Source organism: Lachnospira rogosae (ex Hitch et al. 2025) (genome assembly GCF_040096455.1).
Lineage (GTDB): Bacteria > Bacillota > Clostridia > Lachnospirales > Lachnospiraceae > Lachnospira > Lachnospira rogosae.
The window spans coordinates 59,646-82,569 of sequence record NZ_JBBMER010000011.1; the positions used below are offsets into that span (position 1 = coordinate 59,646).

The 22,924-nt window shown below is 37.6% G+C and carries 19 protein-coding genes and 1 other RNA gene; 17 read left to right on the forward strand and 3 right to left on the reverse strand.

Annotated features, from left to right (window positions below; all coding sequences use genetic code 11):
* Nucleotides 1–28 precede the first annotated feature (28 nt).
* Entirely contained in the window at nucleotides 29–1,249 is a 1,221-nt protein-coding gene (locus WMO14_RS12320) for a helix-turn-helix transcriptional regulator (protein WP_055177401.1), read from the reverse strand.
* 194 nt (nucleotides 1,250–1,443) lie between these two features.
* On the opposite strand from WMO14_RS12320, the gene WMO14_RS12325 reads away from it, so the two are divergent.
* From WMO14_RS12325 to WMO14_RS12375, 11 genes are all read left to right on the forward strand, one after another.
* A complete protein-coding gene (locus WMO14_RS12325) occupies nucleotides 1,444–3,708 on the forward strand; it encodes a glycoside hydrolase family 2 protein (protein WP_022501306.1) in 2,265 nt (754 codons plus the stop codon).
* Between the two features lie 12 nt (nucleotides 3,709–3,720).
* Nucleotides 3,721–5,112: an MFS transporter gene (locus tag WMO14_RS12330; protein ID WP_022501305.1), complete on the forward strand. Its 1,392-nt coding sequence runs from the start codon at nucleotides 3,721–3,723 to the stop codon at nucleotides 5,110–5,112.
* A gap of 648 nt (nucleotides 5,113–5,760) precedes the next feature.
* Complete coding sequence (locus WMO14_RS12335) at nucleotides 5,761–7,590, forward strand: Firmicu-CTERM sorting domain-containing protein (RefSeq protein WP_349153916.1); 1,830 nt, start codon at nucleotides 5,761–5,763, stop codon at nucleotides 7,588–7,590.
* The gene (gene xrtG / locus WMO14_RS12340; protein ID WP_055306986.1) at nucleotides 7,590–8,201 is read left to right on the forward strand and encodes an exosortase family protein XrtG; all 612 of its coding nucleotides are present in this window, start codon (nucleotides 7,590–7,592) and stop codon (nucleotides 8,199–8,201) included. Before WMO14_RS12335 ends, xrtG begins: the two co-directional genes overlap by 1 nt.
* Nucleotides 8,176–9,714, forward strand: a complete 1,539-nt coding sequence (locus tag WMO14_RS12345; protein ID WP_082421667.1) for a TIGR03111 family XrtG-associated glycosyltransferase — start codon at nucleotides 8,176–8,178, stop codon at nucleotides 9,712–9,714. Before xrtG ends, WMO14_RS12345 begins: the two co-directional genes overlap by 26 nt.
* Before the next feature lie 23 nt (nucleotides 9,715–9,737).
* Nucleotides 9,738–10,808, forward strand: a complete 1,071-nt coding sequence (locus tag WMO14_RS12350; RefSeq protein ID WP_055177407.1) for a hypothetical protein — start codon at nucleotides 9,738–9,740, stop codon at nucleotides 10,806–10,808.
* A 45-nt stretch (nucleotides 10,809–10,853) separates the two neighbouring features.
* On the forward strand, nucleotides 10,854–11,318 hold the full coding sequence (locus WMO14_RS12355; protein WP_022501300.1) for a 6-carboxytetrahydropterin synthase: 465 nt from the start codon (nucleotides 10,854–10,856) through the stop codon (nucleotides 11,316–11,318).
* Nucleotides 11,319–11,326: 8 nt separating this feature from the next.
* Nucleotides 11,327–13,918, forward strand: coding sequence for a 6-pyruvoyl-tetrahydropterin synthase-related protein (locus WMO14_RS12360; RefSeq protein ID WP_318295698.1), 2,592 nt, complete (start codon nucleotides 11,327–11,329; stop codon nucleotides 13,916–13,918).
* Nucleotides 13,905–14,681, forward strand: a complete 777-nt coding sequence (locus WMO14_RS12365) for a TatD family hydrolase (RefSeq protein ID WP_055177414.1) — start codon at nucleotides 13,905–13,907, stop codon at nucleotides 14,679–14,681. The genes WMO14_RS12360 and WMO14_RS12365 overlap by 14 nt, the downstream gene beginning before the upstream one ends.
* Before the next feature lie 65 nt (nucleotides 14,682–14,746).
* Nucleotides 14,747–15,613, forward strand: coding sequence for a 16S rRNA (adenine(1518)-N(6)/adenine(1519)-N(6))-dimethyltransferase RsmA (gene rsmA / locus WMO14_RS12370; RefSeq protein ID WP_055177607.1), 867 nt, complete (start codon nucleotides 14,747–14,749; stop codon nucleotides 15,611–15,613).
* A 90-nt stretch (nucleotides 15,614–15,703) separates the two neighbouring features.
* Nucleotides 15,704–16,792: a DUF6128 domain-containing protein gene (locus tag WMO14_RS12375; RefSeq protein WP_349153917.1), complete on the forward strand. Its 1,089-nt coding sequence runs from the start codon at nucleotides 15,704–15,706 to the stop codon at nucleotides 16,790–16,792.
* Here the strand turns inward: WMO14_RS12375 and WMO14_RS12380 are convergent.
* On the reverse strand, nucleotides 16,780–17,322 hold the full coding sequence (locus tag WMO14_RS12380; protein WP_022501295.1) for a GNAT family N-acetyltransferase: 543 nt from the start codon (nucleotides 17,320–17,322) through the stop codon (nucleotides 16,780–16,782). The two genes, WMO14_RS12375 and WMO14_RS12380, sit on opposite strands and share 13 nt — an antisense overlap.
* A gap of 58 nt (nucleotides 17,323–17,380) precedes the next feature.
* On the reverse strand, nucleotides 17,381–17,926 hold the full coding sequence (tadA, locus tag WMO14_RS12385; protein WP_022501294.1) for a tRNA adenosine(34) deaminase TadA: 546 nt from the start codon (nucleotides 17,924–17,926) through the stop codon (nucleotides 17,381–17,383).
* Between the two features lie 531 nt (nucleotides 17,927–18,457).
* Between tadA and WMO14_RS12390 the strand changes: the two genes are divergently transcribed.
* From WMO14_RS12390 to ffs, 6 genes are all read left to right on the forward strand, one after another.
* Nucleotides 18,458–18,823, forward strand: a complete 366-nt coding sequence (locus WMO14_RS12390; RefSeq protein WP_022503089.1) for a GntR family transcriptional regulator — start codon at nucleotides 18,458–18,460, stop codon at nucleotides 18,821–18,823.
* A gap of 1 nt (nucleotide 18,824) precedes the next feature.
* Entirely contained in the window at nucleotides 18,825–19,700 is an 876-nt protein-coding gene (locus WMO14_RS12395) for an ABC transporter ATP-binding protein (RefSeq protein WP_022503088.1), read from the forward strand.
* Nucleotides 19,701–19,713: 13 nt separating this feature from the next.
* The gene (locus tag WMO14_RS12400) at nucleotides 19,714–20,397 is read left to right on the forward strand and encodes a hypothetical protein (RefSeq protein ID WP_090140327.1); all 684 of its coding nucleotides are present in this window, start codon (nucleotides 19,714–19,716) and stop codon (nucleotides 20,395–20,397) included.
* 19 nt (nucleotides 20,398–20,416) lie between these two features.
* Nucleotides 20,417–21,124 carry a hypothetical protein gene (locus WMO14_RS12405; protein ID WP_090140329.1) on the forward strand — a complete coding sequence of 236 codons (708 nt, stop codon included), beginning with the start codon at nucleotides 20,417–20,419 and terminating at the stop codon, nucleotides 21,122–21,124.
* A gap of 71 nt (nucleotides 21,125–21,195) precedes the next feature.
* Nucleotides 21,196–22,524: a GGDEF domain-containing response regulator gene (locus WMO14_RS12410; RefSeq protein ID WP_349153918.1), complete on the forward strand. Its 1,329-nt coding sequence runs from the start codon at nucleotides 21,196–21,198 to the stop codon at nucleotides 22,522–22,524.
* Nucleotides 22,525–22,567: 43 nt separating this feature from the next.
* An RNA gene (gene ffs / locus WMO14_RS12415) (signal recognition particle sRNA large type) lies at nucleotides 22,568–22,830 on the forward strand.
* Nucleotides 22,831–22,924: the final 94 nt, after the last annotated feature.

Here is a 22,924-nt window from a genome sequence, read left to right on the forward strand (position 1 = left end):
CTTACAGGTTAACAGAAGTAGCAAGGCATTATTTATCCAACATTTTTTTGTATTCGCGTGGACTGATGCCAATGTGTCTCTTGAAAAGTTTCGAAAAATAACCGAAATCAGGAATACCGACAGCTCCAGCCACTTCAGCAACACTCATATTTGTGGTATTAAAGTAGCGTAAAGATGCCCGGATGCGCTGCCTTCCAATATAAGAAGTCAGCGTTTCGCCGACTTCTTTTTTAAATGCATTTGACAGATAAGATGGATTTTTGTCAAATTTTTCGGCAAGTATGGATAGCGTTAACTCTGAGTATAAATGCTGGTCAATGTAATTTACAACAGTTCGGATCAGATAAGAGTATTTTTCATACGTATAATTCTTAGCAAGCATAGAATATTTTCGGACCATGTCAAATGGCAAGTGTGCAAACTCTCCTTGGCTGTTAGCATCTTTTATGCGAAGAGAAAAAGCTTCAGCCTGCTGGTATACATAAATCGGATGTACGGCGGTCCCAAACATACGGGAAGCTAGAAAAAAATTTAAGGAGGCGATTCTGCTTCTTATTTCTTTTGCAGGAAGAGACTGAAAAGAAGCAGAATAGTCCAAAGTCTTTTTCATGAAGTCAATGGCCTGGGCAGTGTTTCCGGCAGTCATTGCCTGACAACAATGTTCTAGTCGTGAAATCAGTTCCGCGATGTAATCGGAAGAGAATTTCTGAAAACGTTCTTCGTTTGGCGAAGTGTTATGAGACTCTGTTTTATAATTGACATACTCAATGCTGCATGTTTTGAACGCCGGAATAAAAAAACTAATAAAATGCTGCAACATCAGTGTGAGTTCATCAATGTCTACGACAGGAAGAGAGTAATAAAAGTGTAACAAGACAGAGTTGTATTTCGGATCAATGTGATTATCACGAATGAGCCGGTTGATTGTTACCTGATTGATTGGTTCGGCCAAAAAAGGCATAATACCAAGAATATCTGGTTCAGCGTCCGTGGTCAGACTGACAATTACATTGTAAAACCCAAGGGAACTCTGCAGTACAATGATTTGATAAGGAGAGCTGCCAAACAAAGAAAAAAGTGGGCTGTTCGTTTTGTAGTTGCCCCAGACCATGCGTCTTAGTCCCATATCCATTTTCTCAAAATTCTGATAAGGAGCATGCATCAGATAAGAATCTATCTTAAAGGTATCGGACAAAGTTTGCTGGAGCAAAGGGAAAAAATCATCGGTATTCATGTTTTCAAATGTCATAATAGGACTCCTTTCCTAGTAGGTTTCTCGTTTTATTTGTAAAAAATTTGCCATAATTATATTTTATGTAAAAATTTTACCAAAACAACAAAACTAAGACAAGAGCAAAATCCGTTGAATTGTTATACTGAGTACATCAATGAGATTGACGGAAAGAGAGAAAGACTCTTTTTATGAACAAGAAGGAGGTAAAAATGGCAACAAAGAACATTAATGCATCTTGGCAGTTTACAAAAGATGCTATAACTGTCGCAGAAGGATATTCTGTATTAACACAGGGCAACTGGGAGGCACTTGACTTGCCTCATACATGGAATGGTAAGGATGGACAGGATGGTGGAAATGATTACCACCGCGGTACATGTTACTATGTAAAGAACATGAAGCGTGAGGAGTTTGGTAGCGAACCAATCACTTATATTGAGTTTAACGGAGCAAACTCTAGTGCATGGCTTTATGTTAATGGAAAAGAAGCTGGACATCATGATGGTGGATACTCTACATGGAGAGTGAATGTAACAGACTTTTTGGCTGATGAAAATGAAATTGTAGTTGCAGTAGATAATGCACCAAATGATCATGTATATCCACAGATGGCAGACTTTACATTCTATGGCGGTCTGTATCGTGATGTAAATGTGATTTCTGTACCAGAAACACATTTTGATCTGGATTATTATGGAACACATGGCATTGCAGTAACACCTATCGTAGAAGGTGCAAATGCAAGTGTTGAAGTAGAAGTATTTGTTACAGATGCAACAGAGGAAGATACTTTAGAATATGTCATCAAAAATGGTGATGAAGTTATTGCTACAAAGAGCGTTTCTGCAAATGAGACAAAGGTTACATTCGAGATTGAAAATGTTCATCTTTGGAATGGCCGTAAGGACCCACACCTTTACACAGCAGAAGTTACATTAAAGAGAAACGATACTGTTTTAGATGAGAGAAGTACTCGCTTTGGATGTAGAACTTTTGTTATTGATCCAGAGAAGGGATTTATCTTAAACGGAGAGCGTTATCCACTTCACGGTGTGTCTCGTCATCAGGATAGACCACACATTGGAAATGCTTTAACTCATAAAGAACATAAAGAAGATATTGAACTCATTCTTGAAATGGGTGCAAACACAATCCGTCTTGCTCATTATCAGCACGACCAGTACATTTATGACCTTTGTGATGAGACAGGTCTTGTACTTTGGGCTGAGATTCCATATATTTCAAAACATTTGCCAAACGGACGTGAGAATACTATTTCACAGATGAAAGAACTTATTATACAGAATTACAATCATCCAAGTATTGTAGTATGGGGACTTTCTAATGAGATTACAATGGGTGGCGGAGAGGATGATGACCTCATTGAGAACCACAACATTTTAAATGATTTATGTCATCAGATGGATCCAACAAGACTTACAACAATGGCCGTAGTTTCTATGTGCAGCATTGATGCAAAATATATTCAGATTCCGGATGTTATTTCTTATAACCATTATTATGGATGGTACGGTGGAACAACAGATATGAACGGTGAGTTCTTTGATGATTTCCACAAGAAATATCCAAATATTCCAATTGGATTAAGTGAGTATGGATGTGAGGCTTTGAACTGGCATACATCAAATCCTGTTCAGGGTGATTATACTGAGGAATATCAGGCATACTATCATGAAGAACTGATTAAGCAGCTCTTTACAAGAGATTATATCTGGGCTACACATGTATGGAATATGTATGACTTCGCCGCTGATGCAAGAGCAGAAGGTGGAGAAAATGGTATGAACCATAAGGGCTTGGTTACATTTGATAGAAAGTACAAGAAAGATGCTTTCTATGCATATAAGGCATGGTTATCAGATGATCCATTCGTGCATATCTGTGGTAAGCGCTATGTAGACCGTGTAGAAGATACAACAAAGGTTACGGTATACTCTAATCAGCCAGAAGTAGAGTTGTTTGTAAACGGTGAAAGCCTTGGTAAGCAGACAAGTGATGTGCATTTCTTCTACTTTGATGTGCCAAATGCAGGCGAAAGTACACTTGTTGCAAAAGCAGGTGATTGCAGTGACGAAAGCAAGATTCGCAAGGTAGATACCTTTAACGAAGAATATCGTTTGAAAGAAGAAGGCGAGGTTCTCAACTGGTTTGATATTGATATGCCAGAGGGATACTTCAACATCAATGACAAGATTGGTGATATCATGAAGGCCAACGAAGGTAAGATGTTCATCGATGAATTGATGCTTAAGATTATGAAAGGCGCTGATGGCGGTGCAGCAGAAGCAGCAGAAGCAGCAGCTGGTGCTGGCAGCGAGGGCCTTATGAAGATGTTATCAGGTTTTACAGTAAAGCGTATGCTTAATCTTATGGGAACTGCAGGCGGTGGAAAGCAGTTTACTAAGGAAGAACTTCTTGAGTTGAATAGCAAGCTCAATAAGATAAAGAGATAGGAGGATATTACCATGAGTAAAACTAGAGAAGTAAGACCTTTCGGTGCACGTGACAAGTTTGGTTACCTGTTCGGAGATCTTGCAAATGATTTTTCATTTATTTTTGCCAGTACTTATGTAATGGTATTCTACACAAAGGTTATGGGTATCTCAGCGGCAATGGTCGGAACTATGTTTCTTATTGCTCGTTGTATCGATGCTTTTACAGATATCGGTATGGGACGTATCGTAGATAATTCAAAGCCAACAAAGAACGGACGTATTCGTCCATGGATTCTTCGTATGTGCGGATTTGTTGCACTTGCATCATTTATGATGTATCAGTCATTTTTGGTAGATGCTTCTTACGGAGCTAAGGTTGCATATATGTTTATTACATATATCCTCTGGGGTTCTATTTTCTATACATCTATCAATATTCCTTACGGTTCAATGGCATCTGTTATTTCAGGTGACCCAAAGGACAGAAGTTCGCTTTCTGTTTTCCGTTCAGTAGGTGGAACTGTTGCTGGTATTATGATTGGTGTTGTAGCTCCAATGTTAGTATATAAGACAGATGCTTATGGTAACCAGGTTGTTTCTGCAACAAATATATCTATTGTAGCTGGAGTATTCTCTGTAATTGCAATTGTATGCTATCTGCTTTGCTATTTCCTTACAACAGAGCGTGTTGAATATGTTGCAAAGCAAACATCTGAGAAGCAGTCAGTTGCTAAGACATTAAAGACATTACTTACAAGCCGTTCATTGCTTGGTATGATTATCGCAGCTGTACTTCTTTTGTTGGCTTCATTAATGTCACAGGGTGTCAATACTTACTTGTTTGCTGATTACTTCAAGAACACAAAGGCTCTTTCAGTATTCTCATTATTAATGCTTCCATGTATTATCATCTTGGCAACATGCTCTACGAAGCTTGCTACTAAGTTTGGTAAAAAGGAATGTGGTGTAGTAGGAATGTTTGCATCAGGTATCCTTTACTTCATTCTTGGTATTCTTCATATTAAGAATGTATGGGTATTCGTAGTTGGTGCATTCGTAGCTATGCTTGGTATGTACTTCTTCCAGACACAGTGCTGGGCTCTTGTGACAGACGTTATCGATGATATGGAAGTACAGACAGGAAATCGTGACGATGGTACTATTTATGGTATCTACTCATTCTCAAGAAAGATTGGACAGGCAATTGCTGGTGGTCTTTCCGGATGGGCACTTGGATGGATTGGATACAATGAACTTGCAGCAGGACAGACAGAGGCAGTTGCAAATGGTATTTACAACTTGGCTACTTTCTTCCCAGCAGCTATCTATATTCTTTGTGGATTAGTACTTATGTTCATTTTCCCTCTGAATAAGGCAAGAGTAGATGCAAACGTTGCAGAACTTAAGAGCAGAAGAGGATAAACAAACAAGTTCATATCAATAATAAAGGCTCAGACTCCGTGCACCTTTGGGTGTGCGGAGTTTTTTCCTTTGGTAAAATATATGTGTATCAGCAATAGAGTCCGGATGGCGTTATCCAAGGAGACCATTCTGATAATTTTTCGGCCTGACTCATACTGCACCCAGCTTTCATACGTATTTCTTCGGTGTTACATTCGATTAATTTCTGGCGGTTAAAGATTGTAATCATAGGCTTATCACTCCGTTTATCATTTTTATTTCCGCAGCACTTGCATAAGACGTGTTGTACATAAATAAAAAAATAACTGTTAATAGTAGTGAAATAAAACGATTATGTTTCATAAAAATATCCTCCTTGTATATTATATTTAACAACTAATTGTTAAGCGTAAATTATCATATAATAATTATATTGACAACAATTTTCTGCTAACTTGTAATATGATTATGTATTTTCTGATATTTATTTAAGATATATTGATTAGATAGTTAATTCGCCTTAATATAATATTGTGGCATATTAGCCGATACAATTATTGACTATTTATAGCAATAGCCGTAAAATATATGTTAAGTATTAATATAAATACAATAAAGCATATCAATTTTAATGCTATTATAAGAATAGCGTAATTTTGGAGGTTTACTATGAGGATTTTTAAAACGGGAGAATATAGTAATAAAAGACGTCATAGCTGCAAGAAAATGGTATTATCCGCTGGAATGGCATTAATGCTGGCAGCAACCCCTGTAACAGCAATGGCTGGACAGGTATATGGCAGCAATACAGGTGTGACATCTGCAAACAGCGTGATGAATAATATAGCAGCCGGTCTTAGTATGAGCAATAAGATTGATGTATCAACATTAAAGAATAACAAGAAGGTGGGCGGAGATGATATTACTCTTGATAATGACCTTACAGACTGGAAGAATGTGACAGAAAGAAAGGCTTTATCAGATAAGGTATCAAGCTGGAAAGCAGTAATCTCAGCCGATTACTCTACATTATACATAAGCTATGAGGGAACAGCACAGTCAGAGTGGGATTATGGATATACAGGCCAGCAGAACCTTGTTGATATTACATATGCCACAGGGCTTAGTGACTCAACCAATCATATTCAGTTTGTTGCGTGGAATGGTGGAGCACAGGTTAAGAACGGCTGGTATGGTGATATAGAGGGTGCTAAGATGGTTACAGTTAATGAGGCACACCAGAATACAGCAGGACCATATACAGTTGAGGCTTCAATTCCTATGAATTTCTTTACGGAGGGTAATTTCAAGATAACATTTGCTGGTGTTACGGTAGATTTAGCAGATATAGAAGTGCTTGACGGCAGTGCGATTAAAGAGGATACAACAGAGGCTGTCTATGAGGGCATAACAATAGATGGCAGTTTTAAAGACTGGGATGCAGTTGCCAGGTATAATGCAGCGTGTCCTAATGAAGCACACAAGGACTGCCTTTCAAAAGCAGCTATGGTGTTTGATGGAGATTATGTATACATATACTTAAAGGACGGAGCAACAGGAAGTGCTTATGGTGCTGGAACTCATTCCAATGGCAGGTATTCAATAAAGACAGACTTGGGCAGAGAACTTGTATTTCAGCTTACACAGGATGGACAGGTTAATGGTATAGATGGTGTTTTGTGTCAGCATGTTGGAAGGCAGTGGGAAATAGCGGTTCCTAAGGATAAGCTTCCGATTTATAATAAGACAATATCATTTGGCTTATACCTTTCAGAGCCATTTGTTAAAGATGTAGCTAATCTTAAGGATGATGGCAGTAATGACAGTAGTGATGGTAATTATGATATAGCATATGATGGCTTATATGGCGACTGGAACAAATATCCACATACAACAATTCAGTATGCAACGCCAGGAACTCACGAACACGTTGCAGATGCCAGTGCTGCAATATATTGTGATGGAACACAGCTTTTTGGACACGTTGAAACTCCAATGCAGGCACATTTAACTGAAGCAGGTGGAGAGTTAACACAGGCAATTACAATAAAGTTTAATGATAATTGGAGTCAGGTATTTTATCCAAGAATGGAGACAGTAGACAGTGATGGTAACATTAACTGGAATTCTCAAAAAGGTGGACTTTCCGAAGGTACATATGAATTCTACATTTTTTCAACAGATGCATGGCATACTTCAGCTAATATTAATAGCACTAATGAAGCAGATACATGTTATGGAAAAATGATGGTGACTATTGGAAGTGATAAGGACGAATGTGAGTTTATAATAGACCTTAAGAAGGTGGCTGATAAGCTTGGATGTGATGTGAGTGATTTCAAGCAGATTGATGCACAGTTTGGAAGATTAGGGCAGCAGTGGGTTACAACAGCAGGTGCTTCAACAGGTGCCTGGCTTGGACTTTGCATATGCGTTCTTATAACAGTAGGTGTTCTCGTTTATCAGAAAAAGAAAGGCAGTAATCAGGTAACAGAATAATGAGTGTTAATCCAATCGTGGCAGTGGCAGTTATAGCAGTGTGGCTGTATATACTTTCAGTATTAACAAGAGCAAAGCTTTATGCGTGGAAGTTTATGTGGGGAAGCTTTGGGTTGTTTCTTATAATGATGATAACTATACGTCCCGTGCTTACTATGCCGCTGGCACGTTGTGTATCAGCACTGGCTGGTGTAGTTGGAAGTGTGACAGGAGCATTTACATCATATTTCAAGTATGGAATTATATTTATTCATACAGGAGTTACACAGGCAACACTGCTGATAGATTTTGAGTGTTCAGGAATTATTGAGATTATGGCATTTATATCATTGCTGGCATTCTTTAATGTATACAATTTCAGCGAAAAGGTTATGGTGGGAATAGGTGGTTTTTGCTATATAATGCTCTGTAATGCTTTGAGAATTGTGATGATATGTATGTCAGTATATTTTTGGGGAATGGGAGCATACTATGTGGTTCATACATTTATTGGAAGAATATTCTTTTACGTTCTAAGTGTATATCTGTATTTCTATGTATTTACCAAACCTCAGGTTATAAAGATGAAAGTAGGCAGCTTCTCATATGGTAATAATAAAACAAATTCTTAACTCATTTCTTTTCTGGGGCGGCTGGATAATCATTCCATTTATTATGGAGATTGTCCCGGCACTTGGAAGTGTATTTCTTCTTATCAGGAGAAATCTAAGACATAAGAAGAAAAGAAAAGAGATGAAGATATATCCAGAGATATCTCTTATTATTCCTGTATATAATTCAGCGGATACTCTGTATGGATGTATCAAGTCGGTTAATGACAGTACTTACCCTAATGATAAAATCAGAATATTCCTTGTTAATAATAAAGGTCAGGACAACAGCTTCGCCGTATATGCGGACTGTCAGAAGAAGTTTCCTGACCTTCTTATGCAGTGGCTTAATGCAGAGCAGGGCAAGTCAAGAGCACTTAACCTGGCCTTGTATAACAGTGACGGCAAGTATATTATTAATCTTGATAGTGATGGAATATTAGAGAAAAATGCACTTGTCAATCTTATTACAAGATTTGAACAGGATACAGATCTTAACTGTATGACAGGAGCTATTCTTACAATTCCTGAACAGATACAGGCATATAAAGGATTTTTTCCAAGACTGCTCCGTAATCTGGAATTTATGGAATATGCACAGGCTTTCCTTGCAGGCAGAAGCTATGCTTCCGAGATGAATGCAGTGTATACATTATCAGGAGCATTTTCCGCATTCAGAAAGTCAGTTGTGTTAAAGTCGTGGATGTATAACACGGATACAATATGTGAGGATACACATATCACATTCCAGATGAAATACAGGCAGAATGAACGAGTCGAAGTGTGCGAAGATGCGATATTCTTTGTTGACCCAATAGAGGATATGAACAAATTGTACACGCAAAGACAGAGATGGCAGAGAGGAAGCCTTGAAGTAGCCAAGATGTTTATGGACAAGTCCTTTAAGGTAAAGAATATATTCAGCAATGTAAGTGTAAAGACTCTTCTTTATGACCACACATTTGCGTTTCCAAGAATGATATGGTATCTGGCACTTATATGCCTTATGGCTATTGGCTATTCGGGTAAGATGATACTTGTATCTACAGGAATAATATTCGGCTTGTATACACTTGCAGGATATCTGTACTTTATAGTTGTCGCGTATTTCCTTAACATAAATAAGGATGTAAAGAAATATTATGTACGGCACTGGTGGTGCATATTGTTCCTGCCGTTCTTTAATTTTCTCGTATTCTTTATAAGAGTAGCAGGTATTATTAACAGCATACAGACAGATAGTGCATGGAAGACGATGAACTTCACAGATGAGTGCAAGGCATTTGCTAAGGTTGTGAAACAGGATATGCAAAAGCCGGCGGCATTTATTGGAAAGTTAAGAAAAGCAGTCAATTACGAGCCTATGGAGGATATGGAGCTTATAGAGGTAGAAGAAGCTGATACACCGGAGGCTGTTGATATTACAGAAGACAAACGTAACATTATGGAAGATAAAACTATGGCAGAAGACAGTAAAGAAGCCGCAGAGAAAATAGAACAGATTGGACTGATAGATGAGGATGAGTCTTTATAAAATGTGTTAGATGGGAGTAAGCTATGAAACTGAAAGACAGATTGGGTAAACACCCGGTGCTTATTATTACAACAATATGTGTAATATGTGTAGCTGTTATAGCAGGATTTACAGCACATATAGAACTTCAAAGGTATGAGGACGGAATTCTTGATGTGTGTGCGACACAGCAGGATGCGTATGTACAGCTTGTTCTTGACCAGATTAATCTTAAGGATAATAGAAATGATGAGCAGATTATTAAGGAAATCCTTGAGACAATGGATGCCTCGTCTAACCATTACTGGACATTTTCAAAGGACCAGTCAATGCTATTTGTAAAAGATATAACAGAAACTAATAAATATAAAGGCGTTACAGCTTCAACATATTATATGTCAGATAGTGCCAAGGAGTTCATAGATGGTCTTATACAGAATAAGGTTGCGCATAAGACAATTAATATTAACGACAACGATTATATTGCCTCAGGAGTTCTGTTTGAATATAAGAATGAGCCATACAGATTATGCCTGCTTACACAGAGGGGTGCACTTCTTGATAACAACAGTTATCTTGGTGTAAAGACACAGATGACTACATTATTCGTGGTACTTCTTCTGATTATTGTCTTAGTGCCAATGCTTATGGCTTATTATATAAGACATATGTTATTCAAAATGGACGTACAGAAGGATACAATCGATACGGTCAACAGACGACTTTCAAAGATTAACCAGAAGCTTATGGAAAGCGACCTTCACGATACAAGAAATAATCTGTGGAAGCAGAAGGCTATTATTCCGTTTCTTGAAAAGATTACTAAGAGGGAGATATATCCGGTCACATTTATACATATCAAATGCAGGAATATTGAAAGCAGGGTTAAGTTTATAGAAAGAGCAGTATATATTCTTGATAAAAATGTTCTGAGATTTGAATATGGCAGGGCGGATCTTGTGCTTATATTTATTAAGATTGATGAAAAGCGTGCCCTGGACAAGATTAATATACTTGTAGATGATAATTCATCAGTTGAGAACAGCCAGCTTGTTAATAATGAAGCTGATATTAGTAAACTTAAGGACAGATATAAACAGAGTAAGGCTGTATAAATACAGTGTATATGCTTAAAATATCAGACAGGAATGGAGATTAATATGGCAGTTAAGTTGTACAGGGAATATAGAATTAAATTTTACCTTAATATGAGGCATTACATAATTATTGATGGCAAGAAGGGTGAAATACATCCACACACATGGGAGTTCGCTCTGGATATTAAGTTTGGAAGAAGCTCATTTGTTGAGTTTAATATATTCGAGAAGGGAATTGCCAATTTCCTTGAAAAGTACCAGAATAAGGTGCTTAATGATGAAGAGCCTTTTGACAGCATAATGCCGACACTTGAGAATGTAACTGATTATTTTTCAAGTGAATTCTACAGGATAATTCATGATATCGGTGGAATGATGACAAGATTAGAGGCGAGCGAAACTCCTACAAGAAGTTATATTGTTAATATGGCAGAGCAGGAGGGAAATGCACAGATTAACGCAGATACAGAGAATATAATATTATCTGAGGTTATGGATGCAGTATTAGATGATTTAACAGAAGGATGATGGCTGTTATGAATAGAAATGATGTGAACAGGAAGACGTGGTATCTGTTAATTCTTATGCCAATAATATATCTGGCAGTGTCAGTGCTTGTTGTATTCTTAGTTAAGAATAATGGGGCATACCCTACAGGTTCAGATACTATGTATCATATATTCCGTGGAGATTATGTATACAATTCTATAAAGGAAGGCAGCTGGTATCCTATATATAATTCTATGTGGTATAACGGCGTGGAGATTATGCGTTACTGGGCACCACTTACAGCATATTATATGGCATTATGCCAGATGATTGCAGGTGGAGGACAGCTTGCAGGATACCTTATATTCGTGGGCTCAGTCTGCTTTTTTAACAGCATATTATGGCTTATAATAGGCAGGAAAATGAATAGGCCATATCTTGGTGCATTTGTTGGACTTATATGGTTCTTTATGCCTAATAATCTGCTTGCATTGTTTGTTGAAGGTAATCTTGCAAGATCATTGTGTATGATATTTCTGCCTGTATTCATATATGCGGTATGTGAATATCTGTCAGAGAGAAAGAGAATATATATTCCTATAATTATAGTTACATTCGCACTTATGGCAATGTGTCATCTTGGCTATGCTGGTATGATTGCACTGGCAGTGCTTATATACTGCATAGTGTATATGTTCCAGCAAGGCAATAAGAGAGCGGTATTGGAAGTGATTGTCAGCATACTGCTTGGATTTATGGTTCTTGGAATATGGCTTGTTGCTTCGCTTAATGGAGGAATAACATCACTTGATAACTCAGAAAATATGGCTAACTTCTTTCAGAAGCTTGTTGTTACTCTTAATCCGCTTGATAGAATTAAGAGCAATAACTCCCATTTCTACTATGGGCTTGCAGCGTGCATAATAGCGGTATGCGGAATATTCCTTGGATATAAGAAGTCAAGAGCGGGATTTGTGACAGCGGTAGTCATTCTTGTATGCACTACTACAGCTATGTATCCGGTGTTAAGCCTTCTTCCGGGAAGCCAGTATCTTTGGATGTTAAGATTTATTTCCATAGCATTATGCTTTATATTGTACAGCTTTCTTAAGTGGGATACATTAAAGAAGCCGTTGGTGCTATTGATGTGTGTTCTTCTTATAGCAGATATAGTGCCATCACTTACATTGATAACAGGCGGAAGTCTGTTTACAGAAGATAATAAAATATCTTTAAGTGGAATGTTCAGCCGGTATAATAGTACATCAGAGGATAATTCTTCTGATACATCGCTTATTGATGACATTTTATCATTAAATATGACAGATACAAGTGAGGCAGAGGACAGGATTAATCATACACAGAACTATACACTTATATCAAAGGCACAGAGCATAACAGGACAGAGGCTTGCACTTATGGATGCGAGCAGTCTTGGAGCTATGGGTGCGTGGCTTACAGCAGACTGGAATAACGGAGTGCCGGCTGCATTTGGTGCGGGCTGGGAAGCGGCTAACACATCAACTAACATAGCCAATCTTAATAAGGCTATGGCTGAAAGCAGATTTTACTATATGTTTGACAGATGCGAGGAGCTTGGTAACGACACAGTTGTTGTAAGGCTTTCACAACTTAATAAATATACAGGAACTCTTGATAAGCTTGATGAGGCGGCAAATGCTGTGGGTTATAAGCTTGTTGACTACAATGGTGATTACAGGCTTTATCATCTTGATGTTAATGGTAACTGGGGAACTATAAGCACTTATGAAGCTATAGGAATAGGAAGTGGTGCTTCAGGAATTTCTTTAAGATTTCCAGCGGTAGAAGAAACGGACTCTTATAATCTTGATGATTATACATTTGAGCAGTTATCGCAGTATAAAGAGATATTCCTTGACGGCTTTACTTATAATGATAAAGAGGCGGCAGAGGAGCTTATTATAAGACTTAGTGAGGCAGGGGTTAAGATTATAATCTCAGCAGACTCCATTCCGCAGGATAAGAGAACCCATACACAGACATTTCTTGGAGTTACCTGTAATGCGGTTAAGTTCGAGAATGGTTATCCAGAGATGAATACAAGAATTGGGCGTGTATATACAGATATGTTCCCACAGGGACACACTGAGTGGAATACTGTATATCTTGATGGACTTGATACTTCTTACGGAAGTGTTGACGATAATGGACTGAGTCTTGATTTCTATGGAACAGTTAAGAATGATAATATAATAATGTGTGGTCTTGGCATTATGAATTTCTACAGTATGACAGGTGATAAGACAGTTGGAAGACTGCTTGAGAATATGTCAGGTCTTACACAGGAAACATTGCCACAAAGAAAGATATTTCCTCTTACAATTGATTATACAGGCAGCACGATTACAATAACATCTAATGAGGATAATGTTAACACTGCACTTGCTTATCACGACATATTCAGCACAGCACAGAATATTGAAAAAAAGAATAATCTTATGTATATACAGAAAGGTACAACAGTTATTAATATTAAAGTGCCTTATGTATGGCAGGGAGCAATTGTCAGCATAGCAGGAATTATCCTGTCAGTTGTATGGGTGATTGCGCTTGGAAAGACAGGAAAGTCAGGGAAGAATAAGAATGAGAATATTTGATACACACGCACATTATGATGATGAAGCATTTGATGTGGACAGGGACGAACTGCTTAATAAGCTTTTATCTACAGACATTGATACTATTGTAAATGTCGGTGCAAGCATAGAAGGGTGCAGGAAGACTTTAAATCTTGCGAAGCAGTATAAGAATATATATGCGGCTATAGGCGTTCACCCAGATGATTATGACAAACTTAATGAGGATATTATAAGCTGGCTTAAGGAAGAAGCACTAAGCAATCCGAAGGTTGTTGCAATAGGTGAGATTGGACTTGATTATTATTATGATGAGCCAGAGAGGGCAGTACAGCTTAAATGGTTTGAAAGGCAGTTACAGATGGCTGTTGAAGTTAATAAGCCAGTGATTATACATTCCAGAGAAGCCTGTGCGGACACAATTAACATTTTAAAAAATGGAAATGCGGACAGGATAGGTGGAATAATACACTGTTATTCATATACTAAGGAGTCGGTCAAGACATTTTACGATATGAACTTCTACTTTGGAATAGGCGGCGTGCTTACCTTTAAGAATGCAAGAAAGCTTGTTGAGGCGGCGGAGGTTATACCAATGGAGCGCATATTATTAGAAACAGACTGCCCATATCTTGCACCAGTTCCTAACAGGGGCAAAAGAAATGACAGCAGTAATATAAGATATGTCATAGAAAAGCTGGCAGAAATCAAGAAAATGTCTTATGATGAGATAGTGGACATTACTAATAACAATGCGAGAAGGTTATTCTTTAAAGAGGCATAACATATTCGTCAATCAGTAATTATAAGAATGGAGATTATACAGTGGATAATAAATACGCACACGTTATGCACCTTGGCAATCCGACTAATACAATCGCGGTGCTTAACAGATACGGTTTTAATTTTCAGAAGAAGTTCGGTCAGAACTTTCTTATAGATGAAAATGTAGTTGAAAAGATTGTGAGGGAAGCCGGAGTTACGAAGGATGATTTCGTGCTTGAGGTAGGACCGGGTATTGGAACTATGACACAGATACTCTGCGAGAATGCAAGAGAGGTTGTAGCTGTCGAGATTGATAAGAAGCTTATACCAATTCTTACAGAGGATACACTGTCGTGGTATGATAACGTAACAGTTATCAATGAGGATATATTAAAGCTTAATATTAAGGAACTTGCAGACAAGAAAAATGGTGGTAAGCCAATAAAGGTTGTTGCTAACCTTCCTTACTACATAACAACTCCTATTATTATGGGACTTTTTGAGAGTGGTGTGCCTTTGGACAGCATAACTATTATGGTTCAGAAGGAAGTGGCAGACCGTATGCAGGTAGGTCCGGGAACTAAAGATTACGGTGCACTTTCATTAGCAGTGCAGTATTATGCCAGACCTAAGATTGTGCTTAATGTTCCAGCAAGCTGTTTTATGCCACGTCCAAATGTAGACTCAGCGGTAATAAAGCTTGAAAGATACCAGAAGCCTCCAGTTGAAGTGCTTGATGAACATCTTATGTTCAAGATAATAAGAGCTTCATTTAACCAAAGAAGAAAGACTATGATGAACAGCGTGGGTAATAGCGGTGAAGTCAATGTATCCAAAGAGGAACTGCTTAAAGCATTAGAACAGTGTGGATTTTCTGCTACAATAAGAGGAGAAGCACTCACATTAGAGCAGTTCGCAGCTCTTACTAATGCGATAATTAATAACAGATAACAGACAGCACATAATTAAGGCAATGAATATTTACCTCCCTTAGGACATAAGATTGATTAGTTAATCTTATGTCCTAAGGGAGGTTTTAAAATGGCTGATTATCAACGTTTTGTGTCATATATCTATTCATATCCGGGTGGAGTTAAGGATAAGAATGTAGGCTTTGCAAAGGTTGAAGTTGTCAGGGGAGAAATCCGGTTAAATATTAATCTAAGGGGTGTATATACTGATACTCCGGAACTATTCGGGGTGTATCTGTTATTCGCAGGTTATAACAGTGGTGAATACCAGCTTTTAAAGGCTGGCGACTGTATGGTGCAGAATGGTATGGCTGTGTACAAGGGCATATTTAATTCGTCCAACATTGATAGTACAGGGTACGCATTTTCTGACATATGCGGCATTGGAATAGCCAATCAGGCGGATGCATTCTATATGATGTTCTCAATGTGGAAAGATGAGAGCATTAATACACAAAAAATCCACTTCGTTGACAAAGAAATGTTGATTAATGAAAGAAAAAGAGCTTCTGTTGTTGATAATTTCAAAGATAGTACCAATAAACCAGACAATGCCAGCCATAACGTAGCAGTGGATAATAATGCACCAGAAAATGCTAATGCTTTGCAGAATATGAATGGAACAGTCAGTGCAGCACAGTCAGACAGTAATACAGCATACACCAATGGATGTATGATACAGGAGGATAAGGATGTTGCAATTATGCAGGCGGAGACTTTGGATAACTGCACCGGTCAGGGTAATAAGATAATGGAAAGTGATAATGATAAGTCAAAAAGAAAAAAAGCAAAGACCAGCTTTGACAAAAAAGTCGATAAATTATTGTATGCAAAGCCTGATTATATTGACGCATTTGATGATGACTATCTGTACGACTGCGTAGAGGTGTCAACAGAGGTGCTTAAAGAGCTGTTGTCCATAGAGAATGACATAATAAATAACAGTTTTTTAATACACGGATATTATAATTTCCGGCATCTTTTGTTTGGCAGGGTGTGTGAAAATGAGAATAACACACATTATTTTATTGGCGTGCCGGGAATGTACTGCAACAGGGAGAGGTATATGGCTTCAATGTTTGGCTTTAACAATTTTAAGAAAAGCCATAGAAGCGATTATTCTAATCCATATTTTGGATACTGGTATCAGGAGATATAGACAAAACGTCTGTGATCCTGCCATTTGCCGTTAAGCTTTACATAAGAATGTGCAATGCCTTCATCAATAAATGACATTTTGTCCATAAGGTGGAGTGAAATCTTATTGTCAGGATGAATGTAACATTCTGTGCGGTGGATACCTAAATCGGGAATTACCACATCAAGCATATGGGCAATCATAAGGGAAGCAAGCCCTTTGCCGCGGTTAAGACGGTCTATTTTATATCCCATATTAGCAGATGGTGATGAGCCTCTGTTGATGTGGGATAAAGAAATAGTTCCGATAATGTAGTCGGGATTGTCATTAGATACAAGAAAAAATCTTACAAAATGTAAAGACATAAGAGCTTTGTTCTCAGCATTGAGCATATTCTTGATGAATTCTTCTGTATAGAAAGCTTCTGGCTTATCACTTTCATATATATCAAAATCGTTGCGGTTTCTGTAATAGAAATCCAGAACATCAAGGCTTTTATCACAGCCTAATACTTTAAGCGTGTAATCTCCAAGACTGTATCTTACGTTCATAGGTAGTCCTCCAGGCGTTAAATGCACTTTAAATAATTATGTTAAGGTATTCCTTGAATTAACGGTTAATAAATCCCTGATTGTTATCTGCGTCAGAGCTTTCAGCAAGTGCCTTTTCTTTGAGTATTTTTTTCTTCTCGCGCAGTTCCTTAAAGAAGGAGCTTAGCATAGTTGAACACTGTTCTTCGCATACGCCCCTTACAACCTCAGCCTGATGATTAAATTGTGGCATTTGCAAAATGTTAAGAACAGAACCGGCACAGCCAGCCTTAGAATTCATTGAACCGATAACTACACGTGGAATTCTTGCTTGAATAATAGCGCCGGCACACATCTGGCAGGGCTCTAATGTTACATACAGTGTACAGCCTTCAAGTCTCCAGTCCTGCATATAACGGCTTGCTTTTTTAATTGCGGTTATCTCAGCGTGTCCAAGTGTAGTCTTGTCGGTATTACGTCTGTTATATCCTCTGCCAATAATCTTACCATCATACACGATAACACACCCGATAGGCACTTCATTAATCTTAGCCGCTTTCTTCGCCTGTCCAATCGCCAGTTTCATAAAATGAATATCCATATTGTCAAATTCGTCATTAACCATAAAATCCACCAAAATCCGATCTAAACTTTTAAGATGAGCACTTTTGTGCTCATTATATCACGATTCGTAGCTTCGCTACTCTCCGCTGCTATCGCAGCTATCGTAATCGTCATTCGCCGTTCGCCAGATATCTGCTAGCAGCTTTCTGGCTCTCTTGCGCTCATTATATCATATGCCCTGCGTTGCTTTTCCACATATCCGAAGTTTCGAAGAAACTTCTAAGTGACTACGAAGTAGTCATATTATATCATATGCCCTGCGTTGCTTTTCCACGAATCTGAAGTTTCGAAGAAACTTCTAAGTGACTACGAAGTAGTCATATTATATCATATGCCTTGCGTTGCTTTACCACGCATATGAAGTTTCGAAGAAACTTCTAAGTGACTACGAAGTAGTCATATTATATCATAAAAATAAAATTTTTAAAAATATATTGACAAACCTGCCTCTTAGTTGTATGGTTAGTTACATAAGTAATGAACCAAATAACGAATTATGGTGATTAACAAAATAACAGAATGGAGAGATTGCATGCAGGAACATTTGACGCAGGAAAAATCCATATATATACAGATAAGTGAGATGATAGAAACAGATATCTGCCGTGGAATTCTGCTTGAAGAAGAAAAAGTTCCAAGCACGAATGAGCTGGCGAAGCTGTATACGATTAACCCTGCAACGGCGGCCAAAGGTGTCAACATACTTGTTGATGAGGGAATACTTTATAAGAAAAGAGGTATTGGAATGTTTGTAAGTAAGGGTGCTAAAGATATGATACTTAATAAAAGAAAAGGTGCATTTTATGAGAACTATGTCAAGTCATTGATAGAAGAAGCCAAGAGTATCGGAATAACAACTAAAGAATTAATCAATATGATTGAAGAAAGCGAGAGTTAATATGAGTGGTCTGGAGTGTAAGAATATAAGTAAAAGCTATAAGGATAATAAGGTGCTTGATAATGTGAGCCTTAATATTGAACAGGGAAAGATATATGGTCTTATAGGAAGAAATGGTGTTGGAAAGACAACACTTATGTCAATTATGACAGGACAGAATCCAGCTGACAGCGGAGAAGTTACATACAATGGACAGCCTGTGTGGGAAAATGCAGAGGCGTTAAGCCATATATGCTTTTCAAGAGAGATTAATACCAAGAGCCTGCTTGGAATGAACAACCAGAAGGTTAAAGAATATCTTCGTCTTGCTTCAATATATTATAAGAACTGGGACAAGGATATGGCAGAGGAACTTGTGAAAAGGTTTGGTATTGATAAAAAGAAGAAGGTATGTAATCTTTCAAAAGGAATGTTGTCAATGCTCACAGTGATAATAGGACTTGCAAGCAAGGCGGAGATAACAATTCTTGATGAGCCGGCAGCAGGGCTTGATGTTATCGTCAGGGAAGAATTCTACAAGCTTATTATAGATGAGCAGCAGGAGAATGGCAGAACATTTATAATATCAACACACATCATTGAAGAAGCGGCAAATGTATTCGAAGAAGTCATAATACTTAAAGATAAATGTGTATATTTAAAGGAAAATACAGTTGAATTACTTGATAAATGCCGTTATGTATCAGGTCTTGAAGAAGATGTAAAAAATGCTGTTGATGGCTGTAAAATTATCAATGAAGAACATATAGGAAGAAGCTACGCTGTTACAGTAATGCAGGATGGCGATGGGAAAATCAAAGCAGTTCAACATGTTACGGTACAGCCGGTTTCACTTCAGAATTTATTTATTGCGATATGTGGACAGTCGAATATGTAAGGAGGGGTGACCTATGAATTATGGATTGGCAAGAATAATCAAAGAATCATTGTATCAGGCATTGAGGAACACTATGTATATAATAATAGGTGCATTTGCATTGACAATATATAGTATGTTTGTAGTTAATGATAAGGGAGCACATTCCGCTTTGGCAGTTGGAATGTTGTTTTCCCAGTGTATTATATATATTGGTGGATATGTCATAGTATTATTTATGATTTGTTATACCTGTCAGAATATTTCACTTGCAGTTTCTTTCAGCTGCACAAGAAAGCAGGCTGTGGTGGTGACCTATATTATTGAGTTTCTAATGGGCATTTTCTTAATTATTGTGTCAGTAGCAGGAGCATTAACAGCTGGTTTAATGGGAGTTGATATCAGTCTTGGAATATGGATATTGCAGGCGGTACTTGTTATGCTTATATGTATAGCTGTGGCTAATATAAGTTCAAGCATAACATTAAAAGTGGGAAGAATAGGTTATATGTCGATGGTTTTAATAATGGGATTTGCAATGGGAATTATGACGGTTTTCATCAAATCAACATTAGCTGCAGGATATAGCATTATGGGTGGATTTATAAATCTTAATGCAGGCACCTGTACTACAGGAATAATAGCCGCATTTATAGCTGTGTTAATATCAATGTATATATATTACCTTGCGATAAGAAAGCTTGTAGTGAGAAGCTAGGGCTGGAATGGAGAAGAATATGGAAGAGATAGCGAAGATTTTTAAAATAAACAAGACAGGTATAATGCAGACATTTATCATACTCATAATATGTTCGGTTGCAGGGAATATTATCCACGATGTAATTATGTTAATGGAGAACATAGGACTTGTAGAGAAAGATTATACAGTATTTCCAATGGGAAGCTTTATGGTAATAATTGGAATTATTGCCACAGTTATATTTGCAGCGACAACTTATAACTACACAAGATTCAATATGGATGTATCATATGGATGCACGAGGAAGATGTATATTATAAGACAATGGGTGTTTGATATTGTGGTTATTATTATGGCGTGGGCAGGATTAGGTATTACATATCTGTATGAGAACTGGAAGTTTGCGGCATTTTATTCAGAATATAGTCTGGAGCTTAGCATAACACCGCTTTTTCACTTCAAATATTTTGTTGTTTCATTGATAATGTTAAGTTCATTTAATATGCTTATTAGTTCACTGATTATAAAATATGGAATAAAGGGCAGAAGAATAATGGCATTCGCATATATGATAATCTGCTTCTCGATGGCTAAGGCAGAGAATATATATCAGGGGATATATGAGAGAATATTAACCCTGCCAATTGGAACAGATATATTATTATGGCTGGTGACATTAATTATAGCGGCTGTATCAGCAGTGGTGGCAATACTATTAATTAAAAAACAACAGGTTGCAAATTAGAGTGGTAAAATCAAAAAAGAATGTTATAATAAAGTATCACACATTGTAGTATATATTTAAAGGAGCAAGTGATGGATACTTTTAATGCAACTAAGGGGGCAACAATACTTATAGTTGATGATTCACGTTTCCAGCGTACTATAATAAGGGAATTGTTAAGGGAACATTTTAATATTTTTGAAGCTGAATCTGGTGAAGAGTGTCTTGGTATAATTAAAAAGGACAAGGTGTCTATTGATTTACTCATTCTTGATCTTGAAATGCCGGGAATAGACGGCTTCGATGTTTTAAGGCGGCGACAGGAGATACAGCATTTTGCTGATATACCTGTAATAGTCCTTACAGCGACTAACAGCAGTGATGTTCAGGCAAGTGTGTACGAGCTTGGAGCTAATGACTTTCTTATTAAGCCGATTGACCCTAAGACAGCATTTTTTAGAATTCAGAACCTTCTTAAGTCAAAGCACAGAATAGCAAGTCTTATTAAAGAGTATGACGATTTCAAGTTTAAATCAAAGATTGATGAGATGACAGGACTTCTTAATAAGTCAGCAACAATAAAGCTTATAACGGATGCATTAAAAGAATATCCGAATGGACTGCACGCTTTGATGGCAGTGGATATTGATAATTTCAAGGCAATTAATGATGTGTATGGACATACAGTAGGTGACCATACAATATCTATTGTTGCAAGCATTATGGCATCACAATTTGAAAAAACAGACATTGCAGGAAGAATAGGCGGCGATGAGTTTGTATTATTTGTTCGTGACATTGAAAGCAGGAAATATGTGTATGAAAAGGCACAAAAGATTGTTGATATAATATCAGCCAAAGAGAATATGTCTATTCCAGAGGATGTAACAATTAGTATAGGTGTTGTATTTACTGATGGAACAGAGAAAGATTATACAGAGTTATTTGCTAAGGCAGATGAAGCACTTTATGAGTCAAAGCATGCAGGAAAGTCGTGTTACCGCGAATATGGTGTCAAGCTTGACGGCAGGAAGGCATCAAAGACAATACCTGTTATTACACGCTCAAGAAATGTGATAAGTATAATTGAGTTCGTGCACGAATCATCTTATGATATAAGAAAGATAGATAATGTTAATGATTTTGAAGAATTAATTAGTGGGGTAAAGAATATTCCGTGCATTTATGTAGATATATCCGAGATGGAAGATAATGGATATAGGGTACTTGAGGATATAACTAATACAGACAATTTAATAATAAAGAATATGCCAATTGCCATTATATGTAAAGAGGGAAGTATGGAGCAGATACGTCTTGCAGCAGGCTATGATTGTGTTAAAGACATATTATTTGCACCAATTGAGCCACAACAGCTCAAACGCCGTATCGCAGCTTACAGGAGTAAGATAAGTGATTAACTTTACTTGACAGAGTTGGTATATAACATTTATAATAAAGGAACCGTGCAGCCGGGGAGTTAGCGGCACCTTGTACCTGCAATCCGCTATAGCAGGGGTGATGTTCGGCAGAGGGCGAGATTTTATGGAGCCGCCCGATATAAGTGGTGATGACATTTGGGTCTTTCGCAACAGGAATTCATGAACCATGTCAGGTCAGGAATGAAGCAGCATTAAGTGAAACCTTCTGTGTGCCGAAAGGCAGCCTGGATCGAGCTAACTGTATCGGTAACGTCTGTGGATGATCATTCGAAGCTGAACGCACGGTATTTTTGCGCGAGTAACGATGAGAATGGATTGAAAGAAGGACGTTTCCTGCTAGCAGGAAAAAGGCCTTATTGCAATCGATTCGAGGAGCACC